The sequence below is a fragment of the Agromyces mediolanus genome (assembly GCF_014648575.1).
In the GTDB taxonomy this organism is placed as follows: Bacteria; Actinomycetota; Actinomycetes; order Actinomycetales; family Microbacteriaceae; genus Agromyces; species Agromyces mediolanus.
Window position 1 is genome coordinate 103,827 of sequence record NZ_BMRJ01000001.1, and the last position, 17,686, is coordinate 121,512.

The 17,686-nt window shown below is 72.1% G+C and carries 22 protein-coding genes; 11 read left to right on the forward strand and 11 right to left on the reverse strand.

What is annotated here, in order from left to right; genetic code table 11:
* The first annotated feature begins 51 nt into the window (after positions 1-51).
* Positions 52-1,437, forward strand: coding sequence for a hypothetical protein (locus IEY71_RS00445; protein ID WP_189083356.1), 1,386 nt, complete (start codon positions 52-54; stop codon positions 1,435-1,437).
* A 667-nt stretch (positions 1,438-2,104) separates the two neighbouring features.
* On the forward strand, positions 2,105-2,302 hold the full coding sequence (locus IEY71_RS00450) for a hypothetical protein (RefSeq protein ID WP_189083357.1): 198 nt from the start codon (positions 2,105-2,107) through the stop codon (positions 2,300-2,302).
* A gap of 20 nt (positions 2,303-2,322) precedes the next feature.
* On the opposite strand, the gene IEY71_RS00455 is transcribed toward IEY71_RS00450, so the two are convergent.
* Genes IEY71_RS00455 through IEY71_RS00480 form a run of 6 tightly spaced genes read right to left on the reverse strand, consistent with a single transcriptional unit; the run spans position 2,323 to position 6,164 of the window.
* Positions 2,323-2,559 (reverse strand): helix-turn-helix domain-containing protein, encoded by a 237-nt coding sequence (locus IEY71_RS00455; RefSeq protein ID WP_189083358.1) that lies wholly within the window; start codon positions 2,557-2,559, stop codon positions 2,323-2,325.
* Positions 2,559-3,188 carry a hypothetical protein gene (locus IEY71_RS00460; protein ID WP_189083359.1) on the reverse strand — a complete coding sequence of 210 codons (630 nt, stop codon included), beginning with the start codon at positions 3,186-3,188 and terminating at the stop codon, positions 2,559-2,561. Before IEY71_RS00460 ends, IEY71_RS00455 begins: the two co-directional genes overlap by 1 nt.
* Positions 3,189-3,237: 49 nt before the next feature.
* Positions 3,238-4,140 (reverse strand): arginase family protein, encoded by a 903-nt coding sequence (locus IEY71_RS00465; protein WP_189083360.1) that lies wholly within the window; start codon positions 4,138-4,140, stop codon positions 3,238-3,240.
* Positions 4,141-4,174: 34 nt separating this feature from the next.
* Positions 4,175-4,318: a hypothetical protein gene (locus IEY71_RS00470; protein WP_189083361.1), complete on the reverse strand. Its 144-nt coding sequence runs from the start codon at positions 4,316-4,318 to the stop codon at positions 4,175-4,177.
* A 48-nt stretch (positions 4,319-4,366) separates the two neighbouring features.
* The gene (locus tag IEY71_RS00475; RefSeq protein WP_189083362.1) at positions 4,367-5,461 is read right to left on the reverse strand and encodes a sensor histidine kinase; all 1,095 of its coding nucleotides are present in this window, start codon (positions 5,459-5,461) and stop codon (positions 4,367-4,369) included.
* Positions 5,454-6,164 (reverse strand): response regulator transcription factor, encoded by a 711-nt coding sequence (locus IEY71_RS00480; protein WP_189083363.1) that lies wholly within the window; start codon positions 6,162-6,164, stop codon positions 5,454-5,456. Before IEY71_RS00480 ends, IEY71_RS00475 begins: the two co-directional genes overlap by 8 nt.
* An 87-nt stretch (positions 6,165-6,251) precedes the next feature.
* On the opposite strand from IEY71_RS00480, the gene IEY71_RS00485 reads away from it, so the two are divergent.
* Genes IEY71_RS00485 through IEY71_RS00495 form a run of 3 tightly spaced genes read left to right on the forward strand, consistent with a single transcriptional unit; the run spans position 6,252 to position 7,565 of the window.
* On the forward strand, positions 6,252-6,710 hold the full coding sequence (locus IEY71_RS00485; RefSeq protein WP_189083364.1) for a VanZ family protein: 459 nt from the start codon (positions 6,252-6,254) through the stop codon (positions 6,708-6,710).
* A 31-nt stretch (positions 6,711-6,741) separates the two neighbouring features.
* Positions 6,742-7,092: a hypothetical protein gene (locus IEY71_RS00490; RefSeq protein WP_189083365.1), complete on the forward strand. Its 351-nt coding sequence runs from the start codon at positions 6,742-6,744 to the stop codon at positions 7,090-7,092.
* A 2-nt stretch (positions 7,093-7,094) separates the two neighbouring features.
* Positions 7,095-7,565 carry a hypothetical protein gene (locus tag IEY71_RS00495; RefSeq protein WP_189083366.1) on the forward strand — a complete coding sequence of 157 codons (471 nt, stop codon included), beginning with the start codon at positions 7,095-7,097 and terminating at the stop codon, positions 7,563-7,565.
* 28 nt (positions 7,566-7,593) lie between these two features.
* Here the strand turns inward: IEY71_RS00495 and IEY71_RS00500 are convergent, their stop codons facing one another.
* Together IEY71_RS00500 and IEY71_RS00505 are read right to left on the reverse strand one after the other, a co-directional pair.
* Positions 7,594-8,187 carry a TetR/AcrR family transcriptional regulator gene (locus tag IEY71_RS00500; protein ID WP_189083367.1) on the reverse strand — a complete coding sequence of 198 codons (594 nt, stop codon included), beginning with the start codon at positions 8,185-8,187 and terminating at the stop codon, positions 7,594-7,596.
* Entirely contained in the window at positions 8,187-8,681 is a 495-nt protein-coding gene (locus IEY71_RS00505) for a hypothetical protein (RefSeq protein WP_229781469.1), read from the reverse strand. The genes IEY71_RS00500 and IEY71_RS00505 overlap by 1 nt, the downstream gene beginning before the upstream one ends.
* A gap of 107 nt (positions 8,682-8,788) precedes the next feature.
* On the opposite strand from IEY71_RS00505, the gene IEY71_RS00510 reads away from it, so the two are divergent.
* The gene (locus tag IEY71_RS00510) at positions 8,789-9,226 is read left to right on the forward strand and encodes an iron chaperone (protein ID WP_189083368.1); all 438 of its coding nucleotides are present in this window, start codon (positions 8,789-8,791) and stop codon (positions 9,224-9,226) included.
* A gap of 174 nt (positions 9,227-9,400) precedes the next feature.
* Here IEY71_RS00510 and IEY71_RS00515 read toward each other — a convergent pair whose 3' ends face one another.
* Positions 9,401-10,993, reverse strand: coding sequence for a purine-cytosine permease family protein (locus IEY71_RS00515; protein ID WP_189083369.1), 1,593 nt, complete (start codon positions 10,991-10,993; stop codon positions 9,401-9,403).
* A gap of 135 nt (positions 10,994-11,128) precedes the next feature.
* Between IEY71_RS00515 and IEY71_RS00520 the strand changes: the two genes are divergently transcribed.
* The 4 genes from IEY71_RS00520 to IEY71_RS00535 all read left to right on the forward strand — a co-directional run bounded on the left by IEY71_RS00520 (position 11,129) and on the right by IEY71_RS00535 (position 13,480).
* Positions 11,129-11,653 carry a RidA family protein gene (locus IEY71_RS00520; protein ID WP_189083370.1) on the forward strand — a complete coding sequence of 175 codons (525 nt, stop codon included), beginning with the start codon at positions 11,129-11,131 and terminating at the stop codon, positions 11,651-11,653.
* Positions 11,654-11,685: 32 nt separating this feature from the next.
* Positions 11,686-12,414 carry a FadR/GntR family transcriptional regulator gene (locus IEY71_RS00525; protein ID WP_189083371.1) on the forward strand — a complete coding sequence of 243 codons (729 nt, stop codon included), beginning with the start codon at positions 11,686-11,688 and terminating at the stop codon, positions 12,412-12,414.
* A 93-nt stretch (positions 12,415-12,507) separates the two neighbouring features.
* On the forward strand, positions 12,508-12,915 hold the full coding sequence (locus tag IEY71_RS00530) for a DUF4383 domain-containing protein (RefSeq protein ID WP_189083372.1): 408 nt from the start codon (positions 12,508-12,510) through the stop codon (positions 12,913-12,915).
* A gap of 7 nt (positions 12,916-12,922) precedes the next feature.
* Positions 12,923-13,480, forward strand: a complete 558-nt coding sequence (locus tag IEY71_RS00535) for a hypothetical protein (protein ID WP_189083373.1) — start codon at positions 12,923-12,925, stop codon at positions 13,478-13,480.
* A 15-nt stretch (positions 13,481-13,495) separates the two neighbouring features.
* Here IEY71_RS00535 and IEY71_RS00540 read toward each other — a convergent pair whose 3' ends face one another.
* Together IEY71_RS00540 and glsA are read right to left on the reverse strand one after the other, a co-directional pair.
* Positions 13,496-15,124 (reverse strand): MFS transporter, encoded by a 1,629-nt coding sequence (locus IEY71_RS00540; RefSeq protein WP_189083374.1) that lies wholly within the window; start codon positions 15,122-15,124, stop codon positions 13,496-13,498.
* Entirely contained in the window at positions 15,121-16,185 is a 1,065-nt protein-coding gene (glsA, locus tag IEY71_RS00545) for a glutaminase A (RefSeq protein WP_189083375.1), read from the reverse strand. Before glsA ends, IEY71_RS00540 begins: the two co-directional genes overlap by 4 nt.
* A gap of 141 nt (positions 16,186-16,326) precedes the next feature.
* Here glsA and IEY71_RS00550 point away from each other — a divergent pair, with 141 nt between their 5' ends.
* Positions 16,327-17,460 (forward strand): hypothetical protein, encoded by a 1,134-nt coding sequence (locus tag IEY71_RS00550; protein ID WP_189083376.1) that lies wholly within the window; start codon positions 16,327-16,329, stop codon positions 17,458-17,460.
* The last annotated feature ends 226 nt before the right edge of the window (positions 17,461-17,686 follow it).

The following is a 17,686-nucleotide window of genomic DNA, read 5'->3' on the forward strand; positions in this document are numbered from 1 at the left end:
TCGGTTGGTGACGATCAGCGACACTCGACCCGTCGATGGCATAATCCCCGCATGGGGGCGATGGCGGCCGACGACGTGAAACCGAGCATCGATATCGGGCGTGCCCCACTGGGCGTGCGAGCGGCGTCCGCGTTGGTGGAAGCCGTTGCCGCAAGCGACGACCGGGTCGAACGGCACTACCTCGAGGTGAAGAGCGACCTCGATCTCACCAGGAAGAACGACCTGGCGAAGGTCGCGAAGTTCATCCTCGGGGCCGCGAACCGGCTCCCCGCCGTCGCAGCCGCCGCATTCGGCGGGTACGGCGTGATGATTCTCGGCGTCGCACCCGGACGGATCGGTGGACTCCCCCCGATTGAGGTGCTCGACATCGACAAGGTCGTCGCCCAGTATCTCGGTGCTGCCGGCCCGCACTGGGATGTGGTCCGAGTACCGGTCGCGAGCAGCGACAACGAAGTACTCGTGATCCTCGTCGACCCACCCGAAGACGGGCAAGACCCGTTCCCGTGCCGGCGCGAGGGCGACGGACTCATCGACGGGCGTATCTACATCCGTGCGGACGGAGAGACCCGCGAGGCGAAATCGGGTGAGCTCGACCTCCTCCTCGAGCGTGGGCGCCGGAGCACTGCACCCGTGGTGGACTTCGGCGTCACCATCGAGGGTGCCGCGCACCCGATCCGCATCGACGAGTCCACGACACTGAACTGGTACATCGGGTTGACCAGGGCGCGCCTGCTCAGCCGCCTGCCAAGAATCGATCCGCAAGACCGTGCCAAGTCAGCCGACGGGTTGCGTCGGCTGAGCAGCTACACCGTCGGCAGCTTCGTGTCGGGGAGCAACCCGGAACGTCGAACCGAAGAGGAGTATCGCGCCTCGATCACCGAGTGGGAGGAACGTGTGCACGCGGCATGGGCCGACGCCATCGACGAGCTCGCAGGGCGGGTCCTGGCAGGGGTGCCCATTCGCGTCATCAACCGCACCCGAACCTACTTCCGCGGCGTCCAGCTGAAGATCCACCTCGAAGGAGCAGTCCGCGGCATCAGCTGGCGGAACACCGACCTTGCGGCCACCACCAGTACCCTCAAGCTGCCCGAACCACCGCAGGAGTGGGAGCCCCAGCCGATCTTGTTCACATTCGGCGGCGAGCCGCCCTACTTGACGGAGTTTGCCCGGAGCTCGTATGTCTCCCCCCTCGAGTGGAACAACTCCGAATCCGTTGACCTGACGCTCGACATCGGCGACTTGCGACCCGAGGAGGTGTACGTCTTCGATGACGACGAGCTCGTCCTCGTCATCCCCGAAGCGGAACGCGTACCGGTACATGGAACGTGGGCGATCACCGCAAGCGATCACCACGAGATCTACCGAGGTGACCTGGGCGTCCAACCCGGCGACCTCGTCGACCTCACCTCACACCTGCGAGAGATCCTTGAACGCTAGAGGCATAGTTCGTCAGCGGTACGAGCCTCGCGTAATGAAGTCACCGCTGCGGACTCTGTTTATGAATGGGCAGCCTCATGCATGGCTAGAGACGCAGGCAAGTCGCGTTCCTTGGCAAGCTGACCGCGGACCACGTGTTGCCCACGGCCAACGGGGGAATCGTGGCGTCAACGTCGACTGGCAAAGGTGCGTCCCGCACCCAGCAAGCGCAGCATCGTCATGCTGATCGTATGCACGGCACTGACGTCGTTGTTATGCCCCTCGGTGTGCAAGTCGCCGTCGCCGCGATCGGGCAGCTCGTCCTCGAACTGCTCCCATGGGATGGGATGTGCGAAGGGCTCGCGAAGACCGGCACCCCACCGTTCGCCGCCACCGCGGTGTGGTGAGTTCTCGTGGCGCGCCGCTGGCGGCGCGGGCGACGACGAACCGCTCGTGACGGTCGCGTGGCCGTCAGCGAGTGTAGCCGGGGGAGGTTTCGGGGTCGTTTCGTGCGCGAGCAGGCCCGGCGGGACTACATCCCAGGGACGATGCGGTTCATCCGGGCGGCGGACGACCGGGGCCGCCGTTCGGTGGAGTCTGGAGGGGCGGGACCGGGTCCGCACGTGTCGAGCCGGTCCGCGCGATGCGGGCGCCGCCCGCGTCGACCAGCTGAGAGGCCAGGCAGCACATGAGCGCGACGTCATCCATCCCCCGCATCCAGGTGGGCACGAACCGGTCCACCGGATTCCTCCAGGGCACGCTCCGCGTCTCCGGGGTGGTGGCGCTCGGAAGCGTCGCCGTCCTGCTCACCGGGGCCGTGATCGTCAACATGTCCCTGGTCTGGCTCCTGCCCCTCGCCGCCTGGGGTGCCGACCTCGTCAAGTAGGGGCGGCTCCGATCGACCGCTCACTCCCGCGGCCGCAGCACCAGCAGCTCCCCGATCTCGCAGTCGAGCGCTTGGCAGATCGCCTGCAGCGTCGAGAAGCGGATGGCCCGGGCCCGATCGTTCTTCAGCACGCTGAGGTTCACGACCGTCACGCCGACGATCTCGGCGAGCCTGGTGAGGGTCAGCCCGCGCTCCTCGAGCAGCTCGTCGAGCCGGCAGTGCACGTCCGTGCTGTCCTCGATCTCGGCCGGTGCCATCAGACGAGGCCCTCGGTGTCGCGCTGCAGGCGTTCGCCGATCGAGAAGACGGTGCCGAGGAGGGCCACGGCGAACGCCCACAGCACGAGGGCGAAGGGGTTGACGCTCATGATCACGTTGTCGAAGGTGCGGTCGCTGAGCACGGCGAACCCGCCGTTCGCCGCCATGTTGCCGAAGAAGGGCACGGCGACGAAGCCGCCGAGGCCGACGAACCCCGCGGTGACGACCAGCACGGTGTTGGTGCGGCAGAAGACGACGCCGCGGGCGACGTTCCGAATGAGCCAGACCAGGGCGGCGACGCCGACGATGACCGCGACCATCAGCACGAGCTGCTGGACGACGATGGCCCACTGCGACGCGGCCGGGAGCGCGGGAACCGTGAGCACGGCCTGATCCAGGGCGACGGTCACGGGTGCGCCGTCGGGGCCGATGGGAGCTTCGGCGGGGGTGCCCGCGAAGGTCGCCAGCACGGCGACGTCCCGGTTCGGCAGCACTTCGATGATGCGCCCGACGGCCGACGAGGTGACCCAGGCCGCGATGACCGCCCCGGCCGCCGCGAAGAGCCAGAGACTCACCGCGTCGGCGAGCTTGATGGCGTGGGCCGTGTTGGGGGTGATGTTCGTTCGCATGGCAGCAGCATACCGATATTCGATAATAATCGAACTCGATATGGTGGCGTCAGTGCCGCAGGGCGGAGCCGAGCCCGCCGAACCCCTCGACCACCACGTCGGCCAGGAGTCGCGCGTAGCGCCCGTCGGGGTCGAGCTCGGGGTCGAACACCGTCACGGAGGCGCCGATCGCGGCGGGGGCGAGCTCGGCGAGCAGCGCGGTCAGCGTCGCGACGTCGAGCCCGCCGGGGTCGGGGCTGTCGACCGCCGGCATGACGCTCGGGTCGAGCAGATCGACGTCGAGCTGCAGCCAGTACCCGGCGCCGGCGGTCGCCAGGATGCGCTCGGCGAGCCGCGACACCGGCCGGGCGAGCGCGTCGGCGGCGGACACGACGAGCCCGAGCGTGCGACGGGCCTCGTCAGCGTGCTCGTCGTCGTCGCGGTGGCCGAGGTGCACGGTGCGAGCCGCGTCGAAGTACGGGCCGGCGCCGTCGAGGTCGGCGATCGCGGGCCGGTGCAGTCCGACCGCGGCGGCGAGGTCTTCTCCGGCCACGCTGGCGCACGCCTCGCTGTTTCCGGGATGCCGGAAGTCGGTGTGCCCGTCGAGGTGGACGAGTCCGGTGCCGCCGCGGCGCGCCAGTGCGAGCCCCGCGCCGAGGAGGATGCTGCAGTCGCCGCCGATGACCAGGGGCGCGTCACCCGCGTCGAGCACCTCGTCGAGGCGCTGTGCGAGCCGCCGCGAGTGCTCGATCAGGGCGTGCTCGTTGCGCACGTGACCGGCCGCTCGGATCGCGTCGTCGTCGACGTAGGGCTGCGGGCGGACCTCGCCGGCGTCGCGGCCGCCGGCTGCGACGAGGCGATCGACGAGCCCCGCCTCGCGCAGCGCGGCGGGCGCCCGCCACGCCCCGGGCATCGCCCCCGGCCGCGGCGGACGGAGGCCGAGACTGCTCGGGGCTGCGACGAGGGCGATCATGCGCCCAGCGTGCCATCCGCGTCCGACACGGCGGCTACGGGCGGTACTCCTCGCGCCGCGCGGAGTCGGGGACCTCGGGTCGGGCCGGCGGCAGCCCGCCGAGCCCGTCGAGCGCGGCGGCCAGGCTCGCGAACAGGGCGCGGACGACCCGCCGGAATCCCGAACCCCGCCTCGCCATCGCCCCACCTCCAGGTGGGTCGAACCTAGCGGACGAGGTGCTCGACGTCTACGAACCGGGCGGCGAGCTGACCGCGGCCGGCAGCCGCACGCTCACCCGCAGGCCGCCGCGCGGGCCGGGCTCGACGACGAGCACGCCGTCGTGCGCGCTCACGATGCTCTGCACGATCGCGAGCCCGAGTCCCACCCCGGCGTGATCGCCGCGGATCCGCTCCGCGCCGCGCTGGAAGGGCTCGGTCAGCGTCGCGACGACGTGGGGCGCGAGCGCGGGCCCGGTGTTCTCGACGACGAGCACGGCACGGCCCGGCGCCGCGACCGTCGTGAGCGTGACCTCGCCGCCCTCGGGCAGGTTGTGCACGATCGCGTTGTGCACGAGGTTCGTGGTGAGCTGCAGCAGCAGGGCGGGCGAGCCGAGGGCGGCGACGACCTCGCCGGATGCCTCGACGGCGACCCCCCGCCGCTCGGCCAGCGGCAGCAGCGTCTCGACCGACTCCTCGGCGAGCAGCGAGAGGTCGACCGGCTCGCGGTGGAACGCCCGCCGGTCGGCCCGGCTGAGCAGCAGCAGCGCCTCGGTGAGCTCGATCGCCCGGCCGTTCACGAGCCGGAGCCGTTCGACGAGCGCCTGGTCGGAGCGGGGATCGTCGCGGGCGACCTCGAGCATCGTCTGCGTGATCGCGAGCGGCGTGCGCAGCTCGTGCGAGGCGTTCGCGGCGAAGCGCTGCTGCTCGGCGATGTGCGCCTCGAGCCGGGCCAGCATCGCGTCGAAGCTGTCGGCGAGCTCGCGGAACTCGTCGCTCCGGCCCTCCAACTCGATCCGGTGCGAGAGCGAGCCCTCCGCGGTCTTGCGGGTCGCGTTCGTGATGCGGGTGAGCGGAGCGAGCATCCGGCCGGCGAGGAACCAGCCGCCCAGCAGGCCGAAGCCCAGCAGGAACAGCAGCGCCCAGGCCGCCGCCGGGGTGAAGGCGCGCACGAGGTCGTCGCGACCGGGCGTGAAGCCGTCCATCGTCACCGCGGCCTGCGCGGGAACGTAGCGCAGCAGGAACAGCCAGACGACGGCGAGCAGCAGCAGCATCGCGAGCAGCAGGAAGCCGGCGTAGCTGAGGGTCAGCTTCCAGCGGACGGAGAGGCCCGGCCGCCTAGCCACCCGCGCCCCCGGCATCCGCTCGCTCGCGGTCCGCGCCGCCCTCGCCGGTGTCGATGCGGTAGCCGACGCCAGGCACCGTGGCGATCACCCAGGGGGTTCCGAGGCGCTTGCGCAGTGCGGACACCGTGATGCGCACCGCGTTGGTGAACGGGTCGGCGTTCTCGTCCCACGCGCGTTCGAGCAGTTCCTCGGCGCTGATCACGCCGCCCTCGGCGGCGACGAGCACCTCGAGCACCGCGAACTGCTTGCGGGTGAGCGCCACGTAGCGGCCGTCCCGGTAGACCTCCCGGCGGAACGGGTCGAGCCGGAGCCCCGCGAGCTCCCGCACGGGCGGGCGCACCTGGCTGCGCCGCCGGTCGAGGGCCCGCAAACGCAGCACCAGCTCGCGCAGCTCGAACGGCTTCGTCAGGTAGTCGTCGGCGCCGAGCTCGAACCCCGAGGCCTTGTCGTCGATGCGATCGGCGGCGGTGAGCATGAGGATCGGCATGCCGACGCCCGAGGCGACGATGCTCGCCGCGACCTCGTCGCCGCTCGGGCCGGGGATGTCGCGGTCGAGCACGGCGATGTCGTAGCTGTTGATCGACAGCAGCTCGAGGGCGGTGTCGCCGTCGCCGGCCACGTCGGCGGCGATCGCCTCCCGGCGGAGCCCCGTGCGGATGGCCTCGGCCATCAGGGGTTCGTCCTCGACGATCAGCACGCGCATGACACCGATGGTACGAGGCGGGCCGTATCGCCGGCGTATGCGGAACGGCATACGCCGGCGCAACACGCCCGCGCGTGGAGTGGGAGCATGACCACCACGACGACGCCCACGGCCCGACGAGGAGGGGCCGCCCCGGTGCTCGGCGTGCTCTTCGGGGTGTACCTCGTGCTCCTCGTCTGGCTCGTGCTGTGGAAGCTGCAGCTGCCCTGGGAGGCGTTCCAGGTGCAGCGGAGCCTGAAGCTCGTGCCCTTCGTCGCCGCCGAGGGCTACGGCGCGAGCGCGGTGCGCGAGGTCGCGGGCAACGTCGTCGTCTTCGTGCCGTTCGGGCTCGGATTCGCGCTGCTGCGGCCGGGGTGGGCCTGGTGGCGCATCGCGTCGCTGGCGGCGGCGGTGAGCGCGAGCCTGGAGCTCGCGCAGTTCGCGCTCGCGGTCGGCAGCACGGACGCCACGGACGTGATCACGAACACCGCCGGCGCCGCCGCCGGGGTCCTGCTGGCTCGGTCGTTCGGCCGCAACCCCCTTGCTGAGGCCTCCCGGAGCACGTAGACAGAAGGTGACCGGGGAGGAGGACCCATTCATGACGATCCGGTTGAACGAGACGGCCCTGCGCCACGCCCGCTCGCTCGTGCGCGACGGTCAGGTGGTGCGCGACGAACGCGACGCCTGGAGCGAGGACGCGCCGAGCGCCGACGAGGAGAACGCCTTCGTCGAGCGCGAGGGATGGACGGAGTACCGGCACTGGCACCTCGGCGTGGACGACGACGAGAACGACGAGACGAAGGGGGCGTACTCCTTCCCCTACGGCGACTTCCGCCGGGTGCACCGCTGCGCGGTCATCTCGCTCGAGAGCCGCGCGGGGCAGTACGACCACGACGACATCCGCGACGCCGCCCGGGCGCTGCTCGAGCTGATCGACGCGGAGGGCTGAGGATGGCGACGGTCACCGAGCGCCGCGACCGGCGGCGCGCGAAGGCGGCGCTCGCGCACGCGAAGTCCGCCGAGAAGGAGGCGAAGCGCCTGGCCGACGGACTGCCGCCGGGGCGGGCGAAGCAGCGTCTGGAGGCGATCGTGGCGCAGTCCCGGGCGACGCGACGCGCGGCGAAGGCGGACCGCACGCGCGCCCCGCGTCGGGCGGCGCGGACTGCGGCGCGGGCGACGGCCGGACTGGATGCCTGGTCGCGCCGGGTCGTGCCCTCGACGGCGCGCCGGGGCGCGGCGGCCGAGCCGGGGGCCGCGATCACGGATGCCGCCGCCGCGGCGAAGCGCCGGGCCGCCCTGCTGAAGCAGCGGCGTAAGCAGGCCGACCGGGTGCGCAAGTGGGCGAAGAGCGCCGCCGCGCACACGGTCGTGCAGGCCGTCACGACGCCGGAGGAGCCTGCGCCGCGGAAGCGTCGGAGGTAGTCGGCCGCGGATCGGCGGCGGAAGCCGTTCAGCCGATCGCGCCGGGTGAACCGGGAGAGCCGGGCGAACCCCAGAGCCGGGCGAGCAGCGCGGGCATGTGCTCGGCGGCGACGCGAGCCCGGCCGGGTTCGGCGAGCGCGTAGCGGTCGAGGGCGTCGAGCAGCCCCTGCGTCGCGGCGAGCAGCAGTTGCGGTTCGTCCGGGACGGTCACGAGTTCGAGCCGTCGGGCGTCCGCGACGACCTCGGCGGTCCAGGGGTCGGGCTCCGACCCTCCGCTCGCGGAGGAGAGCAGGGAGCGGTCGTCGGGATGCGCGGCCAGATGGCCGAGGAGGCGTTCATTCGCCGCAGCGAGCTCGCGCCAGAACGCGCCTGCCTCGGGCTGCGGGAGCCACGGCCCGAGTGCTGCGGCGATGCGGGCCGAGGCATCCGCGACGACCGCGTCGTAGAGGTCCGCCTTGCCATCGAAGTAGTGGTAGGCGGACGCCTTCGAGATGCCGGCATCGGCGATGATGCGGTTGTACGAGGCGCCGTCGTGCCCGTCGCGCGCGAAGTGGGCGCGGGCCACGCCGAGGATGCGGGCCTGATCGGCCGGGGCGAGTCGCTGGAATCTCGGCAGCGGCATCAGCGCAGCCGCCGGGAGATCGAGAGCGTGAGCACCCACTGAGCCAACCACAGCAGGATGGCGAGCGCACCCCCGGCCTGTCCTGCCTCGCCGGGCAGCAGCGAGACGATCTGGAGCGCGCACCAGCCGTAGCCGAGCAGGCGCCACCAGCGCAGCGCCGCGGTGCCGGTGCGTGGGGCGACGGCGGCGGCCACCCGATGGATGATGAAGAAGTCCTCGACGAAGTTCGCCGGGATCGCGAACATCCACCAGACGGATGCCCCGGAGCCGGCGCCCGCCCGGCGGACGAGCCGCTGCAGCGTGAGGCAGTAGAGCGCGACGAGCGCGAGGAAGCCCCCGATGATCGCCGCGTTCCCGGGGAAGGGGACGACGGCGATCTCGCCGATCAGGCCGGGCCCCCAGCCGGGCACCCAGAGCGGCGCGCTGAGCAGCACCACGACGAGGGCGGTGCCGAGGACGCGGATGATGAGGTGCAGGAGCGCCGTGCGGGTCATGGGCCAAAGTGTACTAACAGTATGTACCGGTAGTACACCATCGCTCGGGATCTGCCAGGAGTAGCCTCGGACGCGCGGGCGGGGGCCCGCGGGGAGGAGTGCCGCTGATGGCGAAGGACGAGGCATCCGGACTGAGCGCCGAGGAGCGCGCGGCGGTCAAGCAGCGTGCGAAGGAGCTGCGCGAGCAGGAGAAGGCGGGCAAGAGCCGCGCCGCCGGCGAGGCGGCGGTGCGCGAGGCGATCGCCGCGCTCGAGCCCGAGGACCGGGAGCTGGCCGAGGGGCTCGACCGTGTCGTGCACGAGGTCGCGCCGGAGCTCGTGCCGAAGACGTACTACGGCATGCCCGGCTACGCGAACGGCGAGGGCAAGATCGTCGTCTTCCTGCAGCCGGCGAAGAAGTTCAAGACCCGCTACGCGACGATCGGCTTCGAGGATCGGGCGAAGCTCGACGACGGCGACGTCTGGCCCGTCGGCTTCGCGGTCCGCGCGTGGACGGACGCCGTCGAGCGCGAGGTCACCGAGCTCGTCCGCCGCGCCGTCGGCTGACCGGCCGTCCGGGTACGGCCCGGGGCTGACCTCGCGAGCTCGCGCAGTCGGCCGGCTCGCGGCCGCGGCATCCGTCGTTCGCGCGACTCCGCCTGGTGGAGTCGCACGAATCGCGCGAACAGCCCCCGGGGAGGGACCGTTCGCGCGACGTCGTGACGGCGGATGCTCGGGCGTCTAGCCCGCGGCCGTGAGCGCGGCGTGCTCGCGCCGGCTCGCCTGCAGGTACGCCGTGCTCAGCACACCGCACGCGGCGCAGATCGGCGGCTGCCCCTCGGCGCTGGGGTCGCGGTCCATCTCGACGGCGACGTAGCTGTGGTCGCAGACGTGGCAGCGCACGCGCGCCTCCCAGGGGTCGTCGACCTCGCTGCGGGGGTCGTGCGCCCGGCGAAGCAGCGCGCCGCGACCGGTGCGGTCGACGACGGCGGCGAGCACGACCGCGAGCACGAGCGTGATGGGCGTCGACCACGCGGCGCCGAAGGCCCCGCCGAACTGGTACAGCAGGATGCCGAGCAGCGAGGTCGCGACCCAGACGGCGCCGTTCCAGGTGAAGCGGCGGACGCGCCCGGCGCGGAACTCCTCGATGTCGCGCGTGTTCCAGGTGCGCACGAGGTGCACGAGCGCCACGCCGACCCACGAGGCGATGAAGGCGCCCTGCCAAGCGAGGGCGACGAGCAGGTAGCTGACGACGTCGGTGAGCATGAACACGTAGGTGATCGCGCCGCAGAACAGCACCGCGACGACGCGCGGCACGCGCACCCGGAACAGCCGGAAGACGAGCGCCTCCATGTTCGTCGAGGCGACGTAGAAGTTCGCCGTGTTGATGCGCGCCTGGGTCACCCAGACGAGGAAGAGCCCCCAGCCGCCGAGCAGGCTCACCATGGTGTTGCCGACGAGCTCGGAGGAGACGGCGCCGTCGAGGCCCGCGCTGTAGGCGATGAAGATGCCGATGAGGCCGTTCGCCAGGTACACGAAGGCGTAGAAGACCGGGCCGAACACGGCGATGCCGTTCGAGCGCGCCTGCTCGGGCTTGCCGAAGCGGGCGAAGTCGACGGTGAACATCATGAGCACGAGCACGCCGAGGTAGACGAAGAAGGCGTACAGCCAGCCCGGGGCGGCGAAGTCCGCGCCCTCCTGCGGCGGGTGCGCGAGCCAGCCCGAGGAGTCGTTGCGCATGGCGAGCATGACGACGACGACCATGAGGCCGATCCAGTAGACGGGCAGCAGGATGGCGTTGTACTTGTCCATCCAGCGGCGGATGCCGCCCATCACGAGCGGCAGGTTGATCGCGACCGCGATGGCGCTCCAGAGCGCGAGCGAGAGCTGCGGGAACGCGACGTGGAAGGCGTTCGCGATCATCGAGGACTCGAACACCGCGTAGTAGATGGCCGTGGCGGCGAGCACGAGGGCGCCGAGCAGCGAGCCGGAGGTGCCGAAGATGCGCTGCGACATGAGGGCGACGGTGAGGCCCGTGCGCGCGGCGTAGCGGCTGAACGCGTAGCCGAGTGCGCCGAAGGCGGCGCAGGCCAGCACGATGCCGATGAGCGCATCGGTCGTGCCGACCGTCGCCGCGAGCGTGGCGGCGGTCACGAGGTAGAACATGCCGCTCACGAGGGCGTAGAAGGACATCGCGAGGGATGGCCGGGGCATCCGCCAGGAGAGCGGCACGACGTGGGTCGTGTAGTCCTCGGTGGCAGCCTCCTTGACGACCTTGGGGTCGTCGTGGTGCTGCACGTCGAGCGGGGCGAGAGCAGGGAGTTGAGTCGTCATCGAGCTCCTCCGGACGTCGGGGTCTGATGGTCAGACCAGTTGGGGGATCGGAACTAGTATGGTCTGATGGTCGGACCAGTGCAATACTGATCCGCGCAGCGCCGGGAATCCGGCGAAACCGGACAAGGAGGTCACATGACGGACACGCAGGACCAGGCCGCCGCCGCAGCCGAGACCCCGGAGCAGCGCGTCGCGCGGCTCGGGCTCGAGATCCCCGACTTCGCCAAGGAGGGGTACTACGGCGCCGACGTCTACGGCTCGATGAAGCCGCACCACATCTCGGGGAACATCCTCTTCCTGAGCGGTCACACCCCCGACCAGCCCGACGGCACGGTGCGCTACCCGGGCCGCCTCGGCGACACCCTCACCGTCGAGGAGGGCTACGAGGCCGCACGGCTCACCGCGCTCAACTGCCTCGGCGGCATCCGCCTCGCCCTCGGCTCCCTCGACCGCGTCGAGGCCGTCGTCCGCTCGCTCTGCTTCGTCGTGTCGACGCCCGAGTTCACCGAGGTGCACCGCGTCTCCTCGGGCTACAGCGACCTCTTCGCCGAGGTGTTCGGCCCCGTCGCCGGCCTCGGCGGCCGGGCGACGATCGGCGTGACGAGCCTCGCCGGCGGATCCTCCTTCGAGAACTGGGTCACCGTGGAGATAAAGTCGTAGCACTCGGGAGGGGCGCGCGACGGGAGGCCGAGGTGGATCTCAAGGTCTCGCGCGACGCCGGCGCGCCGGAGAAGCTCGCCAACCGGCTGCTCGAACTCATCGAGTCCGGTGAGCTGAAGCCGGGCGACAAGCTGCCGAGCGAGCGCGAGCTCGCCGAGCTCGGCGGCGTCGCCCGCAGCACCGTGCGCGAGGCGCTCTCGGCGCTCGAGATGCGCGGGCTCGTGAGTCGCCGACCCGGGCGGGGCAGCGTCGTCGAGGCCGTCGCCCGGCCCAAGCTCGCCGACTCGCTGCGCGGCGTGCTGCCGCCCAGCGAGCGGCTGCTCGCCGAGGTGATGGACCTCCGCGGGGTGGTCGAGCCGCCGCTCGCCGAGCGGGCGGCGCTCCGGGCGGATGCCTCGGGCCTCGCCGCGCTCGACCGGGTGCTCGCCGCCGCGGAGGAGGAGCTCGGCCGGCCCGAGCCCTCCGCCGCCCGCCTCGTCGCCCTCGACCTGGAGTTCCACACCACGGTCGCGACGCTCGCGCAGAACGCGATGCTCGTCGAGCTCATCGACGTCGTGAACGAGTGGACCGCGCCCTCGCGCGACGAGACGCTGCAGAGCCTCGAACGGATGCTGCGCTCGCACCGGGCGCACGGCCGCATCGCCGACGCCATCCGGGCGGGCGACCCCGCCGCCGCCCACGAGGCGATGGCCGCGCACCTCGGGCAGATCGCCGAGGTCATCGCGGCGCCGCAGCCGGGCGCCGAGGCGCTGCCGGCCTGAGCGCCGAGGCATCCGAATCTCCTCCAATCCGGTGCCGCGACGGTTCCGAATCCCCCATGACGGCCCGCACGGGCCCGTGATCAAGGAGGAACCATGCGAAACTCACCGAACCGCATCGTCGCCACGGTGTTCGGCGCGGTCTATCTGCTCGTCGGACTGCTCGGCTTCGCGGTCACGGGCGGCGTCTCGTTCGTCGCGACCGAGGGCGGGCTGCTGCTCGGCATCTTCGCGGTCAACCCGCTGCACAACATCGCGCACCTCCTGATCGGCGCGGCGCTGCTCGTCGCCGGCCTCATGAGCGCGCGGGCCGCGAAGACGGTGAACACGATCGTGGGCGCCGCCTACCTGCTGCTCGGCATCGTCGGATTCTTCCTCGCGGGCACCGCGGCGAACATCCTCGCGCTGAACACGCCCGACCACTTCCTGCACCTCGCGAGCGCGCTCGTGCTGCTCGGCGTCGGCCTCGGGGCCGAGCGCGGCGGCCGGCTGGCGACGGCCTGAGGCCGCCGTGCTCCCCGCCGCGCTCCGCAGCTGGCCGGCGCTCGCCGCGCTCGGCGCCGGGCTCGTCCTCGCGGCGCTCGCCGCGGGGGCGACCGGCCCGCTTGCCGTCGGCGTGCTCGCCGCGGCGGGACTTGCGGCGCTCGCCTGGGCGTTCGCTGCGCTCCGGGCGGGCGGCCCGGTGCTGCCGCGCACGACGCTCGCCGTCGGCCTGACGGTCGTCGTCGGGCTCGCGCTCGTCGTGGGGGCGGGCGCGGCGCCGCAGCTCGGTCTCGCCGGGCTGCCGACGATCGCGGCGGCGGGCTTCGCGCTCGTCGTCGCGGTCGGGGCGGCGGCGCGGCTGCGCGGGGCACACGCTCCGGGCCAGGGGCCCGATGAGACCCGGGATGCCGCGCCGGCATCCGCATCCCCGGCCGCACCAGCGGCCACCCGGACGCGGCATCCCGTGGCAGCCACCCTCGGACTCGTCGCGGGCGCCGCGCTCGTCGCCGCCCTCGCGACCCCGGCCCTCGCCGGCACCGAGCCGGGCGAGCTCGCCGTCCCGCACGGGGAGCTGCACCAGCACTGACGGCGCGGTTCCCGGCTACTCGCTCGCGGGCGAGGGGTCGGGGATCTCCTCCGGCTTGTACCGCGGCAGCCGCGAGGCCGGCAGCGCCGCCGCCAGGCTGAGCCCCGCGAGCACGAGGAAGCCCATCCGCAGCGTGCGCAGCCGCTCCTCCTCGTTGATCGCGACGGCCGCATCGATCTGCTCGGGGCTCGCGTCGGTCTCGGCGAACTTCTCGCGCAGCTCGTCGTTGCTGATGAAGTTCACCTGATCGAGGTCGACCTGGGCGACGAGCTCGTCCGGCAGCTCCGGATGCTCCGTCACGGCCTGCGTGAAGTTCAGGCTCAGCATCGTGACGAGCAGCGCGCCCATCACGGCCGTGCCGACCGCGGAGGCCAGGTTCTGCGTCGTACCGCGGATCGAGCCGACGTCGCCCGCGAGCTCCTTCGGCGCGGCCGTCACGAGCACGTTGAACACGAGCGTGACGAGCGCCCCCTGCCCGATGCCGAACACGACGAGGCCGAGGATCGTCGGCAGCGTCTCCCAGTTGTTCGTCACGACGAAGGCGAGCCAGACGAGCGCGACCGTCGTCAGGCCGAAGGAGAACAGGCCGATCACGCGCGGACTGTAGCGGCGGTAGAACCGCACGATGAGCGTCGCCGTGACGAACACCGTCAGATTGAACGGCATCATCGCGAGCGAGGTGTCGAAGGGCGTGCGCCCCTGCACCACCTGGATGTACGTCGGCACCGTGAAGTTCACCGCCGCCTCCATCGCGACGATGATGAACATCGCGTACACGGCGGCGCGCTCGCGGGCGCTGCCGAGCACCGAGAGGTCGACGAGCGGCACTCGGCCGAGCCGCATCCGGCGCCTCGTCCACAGGAAGAACGCCTGCCCGAGCACGAGACCCAGCACCACGAAGACCGGGGCGGGCGAGAGGCCGAGCACGTCGAACGGCGCGCCGGGCTCGGCGAGCACGATGCCCCAGGCGTTCAGGTTGTTGAAGCCGAGCGTGAGCAGCACGATCGCCCCGCCGATGAGGGCGGACGCGACGAGGTCGATGCGGACCGAGGCATCCCCCTTGTCCGAGCGCAGCCCGAAGCTCAGCGCGAAGACCGCGACCGCGAGGCCGAAGGTGATCATGAACACCGGCCGCCAGCCGACGAGGGTGCCGAGCGTGCCGCCGATGAGGAACGCGCTGATGCCCGAGAAGGCGCGCGCCGAGCCGAGCGAGCCGACTGCCGTCGCCTGCTGGGCGCCGCGGTAGTTCTCGGCGATGAGGGCGACGAGGGACGGCACGATGATGGCGGCGGATGCCCCGGCCAGCACCTGGCCCGTGATCGCCCAGCCGATCGTCGGCGACAGGATCATCAGCACCGAGGACACGCCGAACACGACGACGACGCAGCGGAAGATGAGCACCCAGCCGACCCGCTGGCCGAGCTTCGCGCCGGTCATCACGAGGGCCGCCACGGCGAGCCCGTAGACGACGATCGTCGAGCTCGCGACGGTGGGCGGCACGCCGAAGTCCTCGACCATGCCGCCCAGCGAGATCGGCAGCGCGGCGACGTTGAACGACATCAGCACCTGGGCGAGGAACAGCCCGACCATGGGCGCCCAGGAGCGGCGCTCCTCGGTGCGGGGTGCGGCGGTCTGCGCGGTCATGCGCGGCTCCCTTCGGTGGGCGGTGCGGATGCCTCGGGCGTCGCGGATGCCTCGGGCGGTGCGGATGCCGCGGCGGGCGCGGGCGTCGAGGCGAAGAGGTTCAGGCCGAGCGCGCGGGAGAGGTAGGCGCAGGCGCGCTGCCCGCGCACGCTGTTGCCGGCCGGGTCCAGGCGGGGCGAGTAGGCGCCCACGGCGCCCTTGCCCGGGGCGACGGCGACGATGCCGCCCGCCACGCCCGACTTCGCCGGCAGTCCGATCTCGAACAGCCACTCGCCCGAGCGCTCGTACATGCCGCACGAGGCGAGCAGCGCGAGCGTGTCGCGACACACCTCCGCGGAGACGACGCGCTCGCCCGTCACCGGGTTCACGCCGCCGTCGGCGAGGGTCGCCCCCATCACGGCGAGATCCTCGGCCGTCACCGAGAGGGCGCACTGCTTCGTGTACACGTCGACGACGGCGAGCGGGTCGGCATCCAGCCGTCCGTAGCTCTGCAGCAGCCGTCCGATCGCCTGGTTGCGCTGGTTCGTCAGGACCTCTGAGCGGTACACCTCGCCGTCGAGCGCGAGCTCGCGGCCCGCGAAACGGGACAGCCCGGTGCGCACGAGCTCCCACTGCTCGGCGGGCGTCGCCGCGGGCACGAGGGCGGTTGTCGCAATCGCCCCCGCGTTCACCATCGGGTTCATCGGGCTGCCGCCGTTCAGCTCGATCGCCATGACCGAGTTGAACGGCAGCCCCGTGTTGTTCACGCCCACGATCTCGTGCACGGCCTCGTGCCCGATCGCCTCGCAGACGAGCGCGAACACGAACGCCTTCGAGATCGACTGGATCGAGAACGCCACCCCGGCGTCGCCCGCCCGGTGCACCGCGCCGTCGACCTGCGCGACGACGAGACCGAAGTGCGCCGGATCCGCCTCGGCGAGGATCGGGATGTAGTCGGCGACGACCCCCTCGTCGAGCCCGGCGTAGCGGCGGTGCGCGGCCGCCACCGTCTCGCCGAGCCGGGCCGGGAGCCCACCGGTCGATGCGTGCTGGGCGACGTCCGCCACATCGGCTTCGAACATGCACCCTCCCCCCAGAGATGTCGCTCGGAGTCTAGACCCGTGCGACGCTCCACGGGAGGGGCGCCCCCGCGGAGCCGGGCGGCTCGCTACGCTGCATCCAGGCGCGATCGTGGGGGATGGCGGAACGAGGCGGGGAGACGCGTGAACGACGGCATCAAGTGGGGCCTCCCGGTGCTCGGGGCCGCGGCCCTCGGCACGATCGGGCTCGTGCTCGGCACGACCGCGCTCGCCGACGCCGTCAGCGCGCAGACCGTGGTCGCCGGGGCGGCCGCCGAGTCCCGCGCCGAGGCGGCGCTCGGCGATCTGCGCGGCGCGACGACGCTCGCGGAAGGGCAGGCGCTGGAGGGCGAGGCGCTCGCCGGCGCGCTCGTGGACGGCCTCGGCGATCCGGCGCTCGCCGAGGCGCTGACGGCGGACGTCGCATCCGCCCGCGAGCTCATCGACGCCGCCGAACTCGAGCTGCCCGAGCAGCCCGCCTACGACCGGGGACCGCTCACGCCGATCTGGACGAGCCTCGCCGAGGCCGTCGCGACGCAGGAGCGCACCGGGCGGCTCGTCGAACTGCAGCGGGAGGCCGAGTCGGGTCTCGGCGGGCTCGAGGACGTCGAGGCGCAGCTCGCCGAGGCACGCGCCGCACTCTACGCCGACGCGGCCGCCGATGCGCAGGCCGTGCTCGACGCGAGCCCCGTCGCGAGCTACGAGTCGCGCGTTCCGGCGATGCACGCTATCGCGCAGGACGGCGACTCCTGGTACGTCGAGCAGGACGACAGCGCCGAGGGGTACCAGCAGCTCGCCGCGGCCGTGGCGGCCGTGCAGGCGTCGCAGACGGCGGAGGCCGCGCGGCGGGCGGCACCCGAGTACGCGAGCCGCGGGCCGATCGAGGAATTCGCCCGCTCCATCGCGCACGGCGTGCACCTCGACTTCGCGTGGGACCACGTCGTCAACGGGCTCTCGAGCGACGAGTGGTACTCGGGCACGGCGCAGTACTGGTACGCCGACGGAGGCTGGGCGAAGATCAACCTCAGCTACTCGATCGACTGGAGCTACGCCGACGACGTGAACGCCAAGGCGGTCGTCGTGCACGAGGTCGGGCACACGCAGGTCGTGCGGCCCGAGTGCACGCCGATCTTCGAGAGCGAGGTGTTCCGCGGCGACGACGAGATGTGGGCGACCGCGTGGGCGATCGCCGCGGGCTACGACGTGCCCGGCTCCGGCATCGAGGCGTACGGGCGGCCGAGCGACCAGCAGATCGCCGAGGCCGGCCGCTGCGTGTAGCGGTGGTTCGCTGAGCTTGTCGAAGCGGTGGTTCGCTGAGCTCGGTTGGTTCGCTGAGCTTGTCGAAGCGAGTCGAGTTCGCTGAGTTCGGTTGGTTCGCTGAGCTTGTCGAAGCGGGTCGAGTTCGCTTCGACAGGCTCAGCGAACCAACGTGGAGGTCGCTTCGACAGGCTCAGCGAACCAACGTGGTGTTCGCTTCGACGGGCTCAGCGAACCAACGTGGTGT